The 12,357-nt window shown below is 71.5% G+C and carries 12 protein-coding genes and 1 pseudogene; 5 read left to right on the plus strand and 8 right to left on the minus strand.

From position 1 onward, the window contains the following. The first annotated feature begins 6 nt into the window (after positions 1–6). Positions 7–849 carry an ATP-binding cassette domain-containing protein gene (locus GVL03_RS14630; RefSeq protein ID WP_159501740.1) on the plus strand — a complete coding sequence of 281 codons (843 nt, stop codon included), beginning with the start codon at positions 7–9 and terminating at the stop codon, positions 847–849. Further along, positions 836–3,322, plus strand: a complete 2,487-nt coding sequence (locus GVL03_RS14635; RefSeq protein WP_159501741.1) for a hypothetical protein — start codon at positions 836–838, stop codon at positions 3,320–3,322. The genes GVL03_RS14630 and GVL03_RS14635 overlap by 14 nt, the downstream gene beginning before the upstream one ends. A gap of 50 nt (positions 3,323–3,372) precedes the next feature. On the opposite strand, the gene GVL03_RS14640 is transcribed toward GVL03_RS14635, so the two are convergent. The 4 genes from GVL03_RS14640 to GVL03_RS14655 form a co-directional block, all read right to left on the minus strand. Beyond that, on the minus strand, positions 3,373–4,407 hold the full coding sequence (locus GVL03_RS14640) for a site-specific DNA-methyltransferase (RefSeq protein ID WP_159501742.1): 1,035 nt from the start codon (positions 4,405–4,407) through the stop codon (positions 3,373–3,375). Further along, positions 4,404–5,453, minus strand: a complete 1,050-nt coding sequence (locus GVL03_RS14645; RefSeq protein ID WP_159501743.1) for a biotin/lipoate A/B protein ligase family protein — start codon at positions 5,451–5,453, stop codon at positions 4,404–4,406. The genes GVL03_RS14640 and GVL03_RS14645 overlap by 4 nt, the downstream gene beginning before the upstream one ends. A 143-nt stretch (positions 5,454–5,596) precedes the next feature. Then, positions 5,597–5,977 (minus strand): DUF5684 domain-containing protein, encoded by a 381-nt coding sequence (locus GVL03_RS14650; RefSeq protein WP_159501744.1) that lies wholly within the window; start codon positions 5,975–5,977, stop codon positions 5,597–5,599. Positions 5,978–6,005: 28 nt separating this feature from the next. Beyond that, positions 6,006–6,188, minus strand: a complete 183-nt coding sequence (locus tag GVL03_RS14655) for a DUF1905 domain-containing protein (RefSeq protein WP_159501745.1) — start codon at positions 6,186–6,188, stop codon at positions 6,006–6,008. Positions 6,189–6,319: 131 nt separating this feature from the next. Between GVL03_RS14655 and GVL03_RS14660 the strand changes: the two genes are divergently transcribed. The 3 genes from GVL03_RS14660 to GVL03_RS14670 all read left to right on the plus strand — a co-directional run bounded on the left by GVL03_RS14660 (position 6,320) and on the right by GVL03_RS14670 (position 7,710). Next, positions 6,320–6,517 (plus strand): hypothetical protein, encoded by a 198-nt coding sequence (locus tag GVL03_RS14660; RefSeq protein WP_159501746.1) that lies wholly within the window; start codon positions 6,320–6,322, stop codon positions 6,515–6,517. Between the two features lie 243 nt (positions 6,518–6,760). Continuing rightward, positions 6,761–7,168, plus strand: coding sequence for a DUF4383 domain-containing protein (locus GVL03_RS14665; RefSeq protein WP_159501747.1), 408 nt, complete (start codon positions 6,761–6,763; stop codon positions 7,166–7,168). Next, positions 7,165–7,710, plus strand: a complete 546-nt coding sequence (locus tag GVL03_RS14670) for a hypothetical protein (protein ID WP_159501748.1) — start codon at positions 7,165–7,167, stop codon at positions 7,708–7,710. The genes GVL03_RS14665 and GVL03_RS14670 overlap by 4 nt, the downstream gene beginning before the upstream one ends. A gap of 394 nt (positions 7,711–8,104) precedes the next feature. On the opposite strand, the gene GVL03_RS14675 is transcribed toward GVL03_RS14670, so the two are convergent. The 4 genes and pseudogenes from GVL03_RS14675 to GVL03_RS14690 form a co-directional block, all read right to left on the minus strand. Then, on the minus strand, positions 8,105–9,049 hold the full coding sequence (locus GVL03_RS14675; RefSeq protein ID WP_159501749.1) for an aldose 1-epimerase family protein: 945 nt from the start codon (positions 9,047–9,049) through the stop codon (positions 8,105–8,107). Beyond that, positions 9,049–10,560, minus strand: a complete 1,512-nt coding sequence (gene araA / locus GVL03_RS14680; RefSeq protein WP_159501750.1) for an L-arabinose isomerase — start codon at positions 10,558–10,560, stop codon at positions 9,049–9,051. The genes GVL03_RS14675 and araA overlap by 1 nt, the downstream gene beginning before the upstream one ends. A gap of 25 nt (positions 10,561–10,585) precedes the next feature. Continuing rightward, complete coding sequence (locus tag GVL03_RS14685) at positions 10,586–12,214, minus strand: xylulokinase (RefSeq protein WP_159501751.1); 1,629 nt, start codon at positions 12,212–12,214, stop codon at positions 10,586–10,588. Next, positions 12,211–12,357: pseudogene (locus GVL03_RS14690) on the minus strand (L-ribulose-5-phosphate 4-epimerase); the annotation flags it as partial. The gene GVL03_RS14685 and the pseudogene GVL03_RS14690, both read right to left, overlap by 4 nt.

The following is a 12,357-nucleotide window of genomic DNA, read 5'->3' on the forward strand; positions in this document are numbered from 1 at the left end:
GTGCGCATGGCCGACCCCGTGCTGGAGGTCGACGACCTCCACGTCAGCTACCGACGACGCGGCCGCTCTGCCGAGAAGCGGGTGATCCGCGGCGTGGATCTCGTGCTCGACGCGGGAGAGACCCTGAGCCTCGTCGGGGAGTCCGGGTCCGGCAAGAGCACGATCGGGCGCGCCCTGCTCGGTCTCGCCCCGGTGCGCGAGGGCCGCATCCGTCTCGACGGCGCCGACATCACCGACCTGTCGCGGCGCCGACGCCGTGTGGCCGCGGCAGGACTGCAGGCGATCTTCCAGGACCCCTACTCGTCGCTGAACCCCGCCATGACCGTCGAGGACATCCTCATCGAGCCGCTCATCGTGCGGCGCGTGCCCGACGCACGCGGGCGCGTCCGGAGACTGCTCGAGGAGGTCGGTCTACCGTCCGACGCGGGCCGCCGCCTCGCCAGCGAGTTCTCCGGCGGTCAGCGCCAGCGGATCGCGATCGCACGCGCACTCGCGCTCGAGCCGCGCCTGATCGTCTGCGACGAGCCGACGAGCGCCCTGGACGTGTCGACACAGGCGCGGATCCTCGCGCTCCTGCGCGATCTCCAGGACCGCACCGGCGTCGCCTACCTCTTCATCAGCCACGACCTCGGCGTCGTCCGGCACATCAGCGATCGCATCGCCGTGCTCAAAGACGGCACGATCGTCGAGACCGGGCCCACCCGCCAGGTCATCGAGGCTCCGGCGCACCCCTACACACGGCGGCTGCTGCTGGCCACACCCGTCACCGATCCGGTCGCGCAGGCCGAGCGGCGCCGGCAGCGGCACGCATCCGCCATCGCCGCGAGAGGCCTCGATGTCATCGGATGAACGCGGTGCGTCGAGCTGGCGGGGCGAGTGGATCACCGCCGACGACATCCCCGAGCCCGGCCGTCTGCACCGCGTCGGGTTCCGGCGCGAGATCGAGCTGGACTCGGTGCCCGGCACTCTCCCCGTCCGCATCACCGCGGACGCCCGCTACGTCCTGTGGGTCAACGGATCCGAGATCGGTCGCGGCCCGGTGCGCTCCCAGCCGGCACGATGGACCTACGACGAGCACGACATCGCGCCCGCGCTTCGCCGCGGCCGCAACGCCATCGCCGTCCTGGTGACCTACTACGGCGAGGACAACGCGTTCTGGCAGCGCGCGCGGGTGACCGCGGGTCTGGGCAGTCGGGCCTGCCTCCTGGTGGATGCCGGAGAGGCGTGGCCGGAGCTGGCCACCGACACGCGGTGGCGAGGTCACACCCTGCGCGCCTGGTCGTCCGAGCCGTCCGGGGGGATCCTCGCCTCGCTGCCGATCGAGGTCGTCGACCATCGCCTGCTCGATCCGGCCTGGACGGTCTCCCCGCACTACCTGGCGTCGATGGCGGATGCCGTCACCGCCACGGCCGCCCATCCCGGCGGACGCAACCGCTCACGGCCGCCGGCCTACCCGTACGGTCCGCTCCGCCCGCGGGGGATGGCGCCGCTCGGCGGCGATCTCGTGACGCCCGCCTCGGTGTGCCGCGCCCACCCGGTCACGGGTGCGCCCGGCGCGCCCGTGACCGGGGCGCACGAGATCGCGTCGCGGGTGACCGCGTGGATCGATGCGGGCGGACCCCTCCCCGATCCCGTCGAGGCCGAGGCGGGCGACCTGCAGGTCTGGCGATTCGACTTCGGCCGAGTGGTCTCCGGGTTCGCCGAGATCGACGTGCTCGCTCCCGCCGGGTCTCTCCTGGACGTCGCGTATCTCGAACGATCCGGCGACGACCGCGCGGACGGGCGGTACACCCCGCGCGCCGGCGCCCGTGTCGTCCTCGGCGACGGGAGGACGTCGTTCCGCGCGCTCGAGCCGAACGGACTCAGGTACGCCCTGCTCGTGATCACCCCGGCGCGCCGCGGCACGGTGCACGTGTCGGGGATGTCCGTGCGCGAGCATCTCTATCCGCGCCGGGAGGGGCCCGCGTTCTGGTCGAGCGACCCCGACCTCGAGCGGCTCTGGCGCGCGGGCGTGCGCACCACGCAGCTGAACTCGGTGGATGCGTTCACGGACTGCCCCACGCGTGAGCAGCGCGCATGGGTGGGCGACGCCGTCGTCCACACCGAGGTGCACCTCGTCGCGAACGCCGACTGGCGCCTCATCGCACGTCACCTCGAGCTGAGCGACTCGCCGCGGCCGGACGGCCTCCTGCCGATGTCGGTCGCCGGCGACATCGAGGCTGCGGCGATGCACTCGATTCCGGACTGGTCGCTGCACTGGCTGCACGCCCTCTGGCTCTACGCGCGGTCCTGCGGCGACGTCGACGCCATCCGTGCGCACCTGGCCACGGCGGGCAGGATGCTGGCCTGGTTCACGCCGTACGCGGACGCCGACGGCATCCTCCGGGACGTGCCGGAATGGCCTCTCGTCGACTGGTCGAGCGTCTTCACCTCGGGGCACAGCTCCATCCTCACGGCGCTCTGGGCACGCGGGCTGCGCGAGTACGCGGAGTTGAGCCGCTGGGCGGGCAACACGGGTGACGCCGCCGAGGCGAGCGCCTGGCTCTCCCTGGTGGAGGAGGGATTCGACCGCTTCTGGGATGCCGAACGCGGTCTGTACGTCGACCACGCCGAGGGCACCGAGCGCCTGCCCCCGGTCTCGCAGGCGGCGAACGCGGCGGCGATCGTCGCGGGCCTCGTTCCGGTCGACCGGCTCGAGGGGATCATCGAACGGATCACCGACGAACGGCGGCTCGTCACGCGGGGGTGGAACGCCGCCTCCCCGACGATCGCCCTCGAGGACAAGATCGCCGACCGAGCCCGAGGCGTGCAGCGGATCGACTGGGACGTGCACACCGAGATCGTGCGGGCCGAGCCTTTCTTCTCAGCGGTCGTGCACGACGCCGTCGCGCGCGCCGGGCGGGCCGATCTCATCCCCGCACTCGTCAGACGCTGGCTGCGCTTCCTCGAGGACGGCTACGACACCTTCGGCGAGTGCTGGGAGTGGGGATCGCCCAGCCACGGGTGGAGCAGCTCGCCCGCACGCGACCTCGTCGTGCACGTCCTCGGTGTGCGGCCGCTCGACCTGGGGTCCGACACGTACACGGTGTCACCGGCGCGCACCGGGCTGGACCGCATCGGCGCCGCGGTGCCCACCCGACGGGGGATCATGCGAGTGGAGGTCGTCGGATCGACGCTCCGGGTGCGCACTCCGGTCGCCGTGCAGGTGCTCACCTGGGAGGGGGACACGGTGCGGCGGAGTCCCGGCGAGCATGTCGTCGAGCTCCGCCGGGTCGCGCCCGGCGCCGCGGCTCGCGAGATCGCGCGGCAGGAGGGCGCCTGACCGCGAGCACGGCCCTCGCGATGCGCTGCCCGACTGCGCGGTGCGGCGGGTCAGGGCCCCGCGAAGACCACGGCGTGCGGCAGACGGGCACGCATGACCGAGATCGCCTCGGGGTTGTCGTCGACGAGCAGGGCGTCACGGCCGAGAGCCGCGGCGACCGCACCCGTCGTGCCGCTGCCGGCGAACAGGTCGAGCACCGTGTCGCCGGGACGGCTCGAGGCCTGAACGATGCGCCGGAGGATCCCCTCCGGCTTCTGGGTCGGATACCCGGTCCGCTCGCGACCGGTGGTCGGCACGATCGTGTGCCACCAGACGTCGGTGGGCAGCTTTCCCCGGGCGGCCTTCTCCGGGGTGACGAGCCCGGGCGCCATGTACGGCTCGCGGTCGACCGCATCCGCATCGAACCAGTACCGGTCGGGATCCTTCACGTAGACGAGGATCGTCTCGTGCTTGGTCGGCCAGCGACGCCTGGACTTCGCGCCGTAGTCGTACGCCCAGACGATCTCGTTCAGGAACCGTTCGCGGCCGAAGAGCGCGTCGAGCAGCACCTTCGCGTAGTGCACCTCGCGGTAGTCGAGGTGCAGGTACAGCGTGCCGTCGTCGGCGAGCAGACGCCACGCCTCCAGCAGCCGCGGCTCGAGGAAGCCCCAGTAGTCGTCGAAGCTGTCGTCGTAGACGCCGAGGTCGCCGCGGAGCCGCACGTACTCGCGCCCGCGGAACCCGCGGTGCCGATCGGGCGCCGCGTCAGACCCCGGGCCCGCGTGTCCGGCATGCAGGACACCCGTGCGCCCGCTCCCGCTCGTTCCCGCCGGATCCCGCTCGTCCACGGAGATCGCGGGTCCGAGGCGCAGGCTCGCGGGCGAGATGTCCTGCATCCTGCCCGCAGCGACCTCCCCATCCGCCTGCCGACCCGCCTCGTCACGGGCGGCGCCCGGGGCGTCGTCCGGCGCCGCGCCCGCGAGACGCGTGCGAGTGCGGCCGGTGTTGAAGGGCGGGTCGAGATAGACCACGGCGAAGGCGGCGTCCGGCAGTCGCCGCGCGACCGCCAGGTTGTCGCCCTGGTGGATGGCGACGGATCCGGTCACGGCACGCGCCGCAGCCACGCGTCGGTCGCGAACTTCTCCGTGACGAGCGCCTCGGCCTCGGCGTACTCCTCGGCCGTGATGTGCCCGGCCGTGGCGCCGTAGAGGTTCGAGAAGACATCGATGAAGCGCTCGATGATCTCCTCGCGCGGGAGCCCGGTCTGGCTGCGGAGCGGGTCGACGCGCTTGGCCGCCGACACCGTGCCCTTGTCGCTCAGCTTCTCGCGCCCGATGCGCAGCACCTCGGTGAGCACCTGGCCGTCCATGTCGTAGCTGAGGGTGGCGTGGTGCAGCACGCCACCGTTCGCGAGCCGCTTCTGCGCGGCTCCGCCGATCTTGCCTGCGGGCGAGGCGATGTCGTTGAGCGGCTGGTAGGTGGCCTCGACGCCGAGGGACCGCAGCGCCTGCAGCACCCAGTCGTCGAGGAACGCATAGGAGTCGGCGAAGGTCATCCCCGCCACGAGCGAGGCGGGCACGTACAGCGAGTAGGTGACGATCGAGCCCGCGCCCATCAGCATCGCCCCGCCCCCCGAGATGCGGCGGACCACGTCGAACCCGTGACGGGCGGCGCCCTCGGGGTCGACCTCGTTGCGATACGACTGGAACGAGCCGATGACCACGGCGGACTCGTCCCACTCCCACAGCCGCAGGGTGGGGTTGCGGCGCCCGTCGCCGACGCGGGTGGTGAGCACCTCGTCGAGCGCGAGGTGCATCCGCGGCGAGACCGGGCGGTCGTGCACGACCTCCCAGCTGAAGTCCTTCCAGCCGGGTGCGGTCACGAGGGCGCGGCGTACGGCGGTGCCGACCGATTCGGGGGTGAACCCGAGCAGTTGAGCGGCGGCGGGGAGGGCGGCGCGCACCGCGGCGGCGATCGTCGACGCGTCCGTCTCGACCGGCAGGCCGGTGACGGCCGCGTCGATGTCGGCCAGCGCGTCATCGGGTTCGAGGAAGAAATCCCCCGCGAGGTGGAAGTCCGCGATCCGTCCGTCACGGACCTCGAGGTCGACGACCACGAGCTTTCCGCCGGGCACCTTGTATTCGCCGTGCATGCCCTCAGCCTACGGCGCGCCCGTCACCCCGTTCCCGCGTGTGATCACACCGCGACTGCCCGCGGAGGGGGACCACGAACGACGCACGTCGGCGGTGCCCGCCGGAGGCGCTTCCCGATGATGCGGGAATCCCGCTCCGGGGCTCAGGCCGGCTTCGAGTAGACGGCCCGGCCGTAGCCGAGGATGAAATAGCCGATGAACGGGATGAGCCACAGAAGGAAGAAGCTGAACGCCCCGCCTCGTCCGAAGCCGCGCCCCACACGCACGGCGACCACGATCGAGAAGACCCAACCGACGATCGGGATGACGTACAGCAGCGTGAGCCATGCCGAGTAGCCGGCGATCTTCACCAGGATGAAGACGTTCACGATCGGGATGATCGCGAGGATGCCGGGCCATCCGGCCTTCGCGAACACCCGCCACAGCGCGATCGCGACGAGGACGTAGACGATGAGGCCGAAGATCGAGCCTGCGGTGCCCAGCGACCACAGCTCGGCCTGGTCGGTGATCGATGCGAGGGTCATGGACGCCAGCGTAGGGCAGCGCCGCACCTCAGCTGAAGGGCATGAGGAACCTGCCGCCCATGACGGCCACCGTCGTCCGATAGGTGAACCCGTTCACCGTCACGACGACCGCCGGCCGCTTGCCCGCCCCCAGCTGCTCCACGATCTCGGGCGGCACCTCGATGCCGGTGTTGTTGCTGCCGGTCAACGACATGGTGGTCTCGAACCGCACGAAGAGAGTATGACGCGATCGGGGCCCGAGGGCGACCGGCTACCAACGAGTCTCGCCGATGCGCAACCCCCATGCTCGAAGGCACCATGAGCTCTACCGTCGTGCCACAGGACATCCGAAGGGAGCACGACATGGGATTCATCGACGACGCGAAGGACACCGCCGAGACGGCCGGGCGCAAGATCAAGGACGCGTGGGAGGACACCGCCGACCGCATCGGCGACAAGATCGACGAGAAGAAGGCCGACGCCGAGGTCAAGAAGGCCGAGGCCGAACGCGATTCCGTGCACAAGCGCAACGACATCAAGGAGGAGCTGCGCGACGACTGAGCGTTCGGGGGCGGGCTCGCCCGTCCCCGAGCACCTGCGTCCACCGCATCGAGAAGGGCCCCGGATCGATCCAGGGCCCTTCGTCTACCCGCCCCGCCGCGAAAACGCGGCGAACAGCCATCCGATCCGGCGCCCGGTCCGAACAACATCCGATCGAGCGCCGGGTCCGAACAGATCGTGACGCGGCGCCCGTCGCACACGCAGCACGATTCATCGCACACAGCACAACTCAGGAGGAAGAAAATGCGCTCTTCACCCAACCGACTCGTCGGAACCATCTTCGGCGCGGTCTACCTGCTCGTCGGCCTGCTCGGGTTCGCCGTGACGGGCGGCGTCGACTTCATCGCGACCAGCGGGGGACTGCTCCTCGGCATCTTCGAGGTCAACCCTCTGCACAACATCGCGCACCTGCTGATCGGCGCTGCGCTGCTGATCGCGGGGCTTGCCTCGGCGCGAGCCGCCAAGACCGTCAACGTCATCGTCGGCGCGGCATACCTGCTGCTGGGCGTCGTGGGCTTCTTCCTCGTGGGGACCGCCCTCAACATCCTCGCCCTGAACACGTTCGACCACTTCCTCCACCTCGCCAGCGCACTGGTGCTGCTGGGCGTGGGCCTGGGTGCCGAGCGCGGCGCGCGGACGGCCGTGGCGTGACCAAGACGACAGCCTTCACCCGGTCGTGGCCCTCGCTGGCCGCGGCCGGGGCGGGGCTGATCGAGCTCGCACTCGCTGCGGGCGTCGTGACCGGGGCCGGAGGCGAATCGCGCGCCGCCGGCCCCGGTGTCCTCGCCGCAGCGCTTCTCGTGCTGGGCGCCGCCTCGCTCGGATGGGCCGGGACGGTGCTCGCACGCGGCCGTATCGTCGCCCCTCGGCTGGGCCTGATCGGCGTGCTCGCGGGGATGGGTGCGCTCATCGGGCTGCTCGTCGCCGACGCGGCGCACACGAGCATCGCCGCCGTGGGCGCCGCGATCGCGCTGCTCATCGTCGCGGGCCTCGCCTGCGCCCACGACGCGCGCCGCACCGCTCGCACCACCTCTCACGAGCCGCGCCGCGCGGTCCGCGCGAGCGCGCTGGGCGTGCTGGTCGGCGCGACCGTCGTCGCAGCGCTCGTCACCCCGGCGCTCGCCTCGACCGAGGCGGGACGGCTGGCTCCCGATCACAGCGAGCACATGGTCGAACCGACCCACGAGCACTGACCCGAAAGTCTCCCCGCCCCGGTTCTGTTGAACAGGCGCATTGCCTGGACTTTCCCCACCCCACGGAGCGCCCCGCCAGGGGCGCGGAGAAGCTGATGCGAAAGTCACGTCTTCGCGGTTCCTGAGCGAGGAGCGAAGCGAGACGACGGGCAGCGACCGGGCTTTCGCCATCCCACGGAGTGCCCCGCAGGGGCACTGACGAACTGACCCGAGAGTCTCCCCGGAGTGGGGAGATTTCGCTTCCTTCGTTGGTCGTCAGGGACCCCGGCCGCTGACCCGAGAGTCCGCCCCGAAATTCTCCGCTCTCGGTCCCTGAGCGAGGAGCGAAGCGACGAGACGAAGGGGCGCGGTGTGCGCTTGGTCTCGCCGCGGTCGCGGCGCCTGGGCGAGGCGGTCAGATCGCGGCGATGCGCCACCCGGCGTCGACGGCCTCCCCCGGGCCCACCTCGAGCAGACCCGTGTCGTACGCGTACGCACCGGCGTTGAAGGCGTCCGGCGCGCACGTCATCGGCTCGACCGCGAGCCCCGACCGGTGACCCGCCGGCCAGTCCGGACGATCCGCGGTGTGCACCTGCACCCACGGGCACTCGGACGACCAGCTCATCTCGACGCCGGAGCCCGTCGCATCCGTCACCCGCACCGTCGCGACGCCGTCGGCATCGCGCTGCAGGTCCGTGTACGCGTGGTCGATCTCGGTCGTACCGACGACGCGCGGCGCCCGGAAGTCGAACCGCGTCGGGTCGTCGGCGTCGACCGCCCGCAGTTCGGTGGGCACCAGGCGGTCCCCGGTCACGTGCAGCACCCGGGCGGCCGGGAGCACGAGCGTCCACTCGTCGACGCGGCCGGGGCCCGCGACGAGGTACGGATGCGGTCCCGTGCCGTACGGAGCCACGGCCTCCGACCGGTTCGTGACCCGCACCGTCTGGGTGAGTCCGTCCGCGCCCAGGGCGAAGCGGGTGTCGATCCGCACCCGCCAGGGATACCCGGCCTGCGCCTCGACCACGGCGCTCAGCGTGACGTGATCGGACCCCTTGTCGACCGCGTCGTAGTCGAGCCAGGCGGCGAGACCGTGCAGCGCATGACCGCGGTCGGGCTCCGTGAGGGCGAGCCGGTGCTCCGTGCCCGCGAAGACGTAGCGCCCGTCGACGATACGGTTCGGCCACGGCGCGAGCGTCGCCCCGCGGAACGCCGGACGCACCTCATCGGCTGCGAACGGCACCACGAGGTGCCGGTCGGCGAAGGTCAGCGACCGCAGCGACGCGCCGATGCTCGCGATCGACGCCTCGTACTCGCCGGCGCGCAACAGGTGCTGGGTCCCCGACAACGGCACCGATGACATCAGAGTCCCTGTGCGAGACGGTAGTAGGCCTGGTTCCAGCGCAGCTCGCGCTGGAACTCCCGCACCGTGGTCGACTCGTCGATGACGACGAGCTCGGTCTTCGCGATCTCGGCGAAGTCGCGGAACACCTCGATGCCCACGGCCGTCGACATCACCGTGTGGTGCGCGGCGCCCGCGGCCAGCCAGCAGGCGGCGGAGGTCGCGAAGTCTGGGGCGGGCTTCCACACCGCGCGCCCCACCGGCAGCTTCGGCAGGTCCGGGGCGCTGACGTTCTCCACGACGTTCGCGACGAGCCGGAACCGATCGCGCATGTCGCTCATCGCGACGACGACGGCCGCACCCGGGTCGGCCGTGAAGACCAGCCGCACCGGGTCGTCCTTGCCGCCGATGCCGAGCGGGTGGATCTCGAGACGCGGCCTCTCGCTCGTGAGCGAGGGGGCCACCTCGAGCATGTGCGCGCCGAGGATCTTCTCGTCGCCTTCGACCAGATCGTAGGTGTAGTCCTCCATGAGGCTGGCCCCGCCCGGCAGCCCCGCACCCATCACGTTCGCCACGCGCACGAGGACGGCGGTCTTCCAGTCGCCCTCCGCGCCGAAGCCGTAGCCGGAGGCCATCAGACGCTGGACGGCGAGGCCCGGCAGCTGCGTGAGCGCGCCGAGGTCCTCGAAGCTCGTCGTGAAGGCGCCGAATCCCCCCTCCTCGAGGAACGATCGCAGCCCCAGCTCGATCGCCGCGCCGTCGCGCAGCGACGCGTGACGATCGCCGCCACGGCGCAGCTCCGGCACGACGTCGTAGAGCTCCTCGTACTCGGCGACGAGCGCATCGATGTCGGCATCGGATGCGGCGGCCACCGCATCCGCCAGCTCGTTCACACCCCACGTGTTGACCTGCACGCCGAAACGGAGCTCCGCCTCGGTCTTGTCGCCCTCGGTGACCGCGACGTAGCGCATGTTGTCGCCGAAGCGCGCGAGCTTGAGCGTGCGGGCGGCCGCCCAGCCCGCCGCGGCGCGCTGCCAGTCCTCGATCTGCCCGAGCACGGCGGGGTTCGACACGTGCCCGACGACCGTCTTGCGCGCGACACCCAGCCGGGTCTGGATGTAGCCGAACTCGCGGTCGCCGTGCGCGGCCTGGTTCAGGTTCATGAAGTCGAAGTCGATGTCGGCCCAGGGCAGCTCGACGTTCGCCTGCGTGTGCAGGTGCAGCAGCGGCTTCTGCAGCGCGTCGAGGCCGGCGATCCACATCTTGGCCGGGCTGAAGGTGTGCATCCACGTGATCACGCCGATGACGTCGTCGCGGCCGTTCACCTCGAGCGCGAGCCGGCGGATCGCGTCGGAGTCCTTCAGAACCGGCTTCCAGACCACTCTGACCGGCAGCCCCTCGAGTCCGGCGACGACCGCCTGGGACTGCTCGGCGACCTGCCGGAGGGTCTCCTCGCCGTACAGGTTCTGGCTGCCGGTGACGAACCAGACCTCGTAGCCGTCGAGCGACGTGTTCAGCGGGGTACGGGTCATTGCGGGGTTCTCCTTCGTCGGGGGGTCAGAGCACGTGGACGGCGGCGGCCTCGACCGCGAGCCCGGCGCGGTAGCGGTCGAGGTAGGCGGCGAAGCCCGCGACGTCGGCGGGGTCGGGGTGGACGGTGTCGAACACGGCGTCGCCGAACACCCTCTCGCCGAGGTAGGTGCCGAGATCGACCCCGGACGCGGCCGCCCCCGACGAGGCGTACGCGGCGAGGACCGCGATGCCCCACGCCCCGCCCTCGGAGGCGGTCTCGCCGACGGCGACCGGAGCGTCGAGCGCACCCGCGAGGAACCGCTGGGCGACACCGGCGGTGCGGAAGAGCCCGCCGTGCGCGAACATGCGCTCGAGCGAGACGCCCTCGTCCTCGAGCACCCGCATCCCGAGGCTCAGGGTGCCGAAGACCCCGTAGAGCTGCGCGCGCATGGCGTTCCCGAGCGTGAGGCGACTGTCCGGTGTGCGCACGAAGAGCGGACGCCCCTCGGCGAGCCCGGCGATCGGCTCGCCGGCGAGGTGGTTGTAGGCCAGGAGTCCGCCCGCATCCGCCTCGCCCGCGAGCGCCTCGCGGAACAACGTCTCGAACACCGCGTCGGATGCCACCGGCACGCCTGCGAGGACGGCGAACCGACCGAACATCTCGGCCCACGCGGCGAGCTCGCTCGCACCATTGTTGCAGTGCACCATCGCCACCGGGTCGCCGGCGGGGGTGGTCACGAGGTCGAGCTCGTGATGCACACGTTCGAGCGGCTTCTCGAGCACGACCATCGCGAAGACGCTCGTGCCCGCGCTGACATTGCCGGTGCGCGGGGCGACGGAGTCGGTCGCCACCATCCCGGTGCCGGCGTCTCCCTCGGGCGGGCAGAGCAGCACGCCCGGGCGCAGCACGCCGGAGGGGTCCAGGAGCGCAGCGCCCTCCGCGGTGAGCCGGCCGGCCGGCTCGCCCGCGACGAGCACCTCCGGCAGCAGTTCCGCGAGCCTCAGCGACGGCGCCGACTCGGCGACGAGGTCGTCGAACCGTGCGACGAGGTCGGCGTTGTAATCCTTGGTGGCGGCGTCGATCGGGAACATCCCCGACGCATCGCCGATGCCGATAGCCTTGCGGCCCGTCAGCTGCCAGTGCACGTAGCCGGCGAGCGTCGTGAGGAACCGGACCTGCGGCACGTGGGACTCCTCGTCGAGCACCGCCTGATACAGGTGCGCGATCGACCAGCGCAGCGGGATGTTGACGCCGAAAAGCTCGGTCAGCGCCGCGGACGCCGGACCCGTCGTGGTGTTCCGCCAGGTGCGGAACGGCACGAGCAGGTCGTCGCCCTCGTCGAACGCGAGATAGCCGTGCATCATCGCGGAGACCCCGATGGCGCCGAAGGTCTCGGGCTGAACGCCGTAGCGCTCGCGCACGTCCGCGACGAGGTCGGCGTACGCGGCGCGCAGTCCCTCCCGGACCGCGTCCAGCGGATACGTCCACACCCGGTCGACGAACCGGTTCTCCCACTCGTGCGCGCCGACCGCGAGGACGACCCCGGGGTCCTCGCCGACCAGACACGCCTTGATGCGCGTCGACCCCAGCTCGATGCCGAGCGATGTGCGGCCGGCGAGGATCGCCTCGCACACCGCGTCCCGACCATCGGTCGTGGTGGTGTCCCCGGTCATCGGCGTTCGTCCCCGCTCTGTCCGTAGACGTTCTGGTAGCGGTGGTAGAGGCGATCGATGGCCTCCTGCGGGATCGGCACCAACGGACCACCCTCACGAGCGATCTGCACCGTCCGAGCGACGTCCTCGACCATCACCGCGGC

Origin of the sequence: Microbacterium sp. 18062 (assembly GCF_902706225.1) — a bacterium.
Classification (GTDB): domain Bacteria; phylum Actinomycetota; class Actinomycetes; order Actinomycetales; family Microbacteriaceae; genus Microbacterium.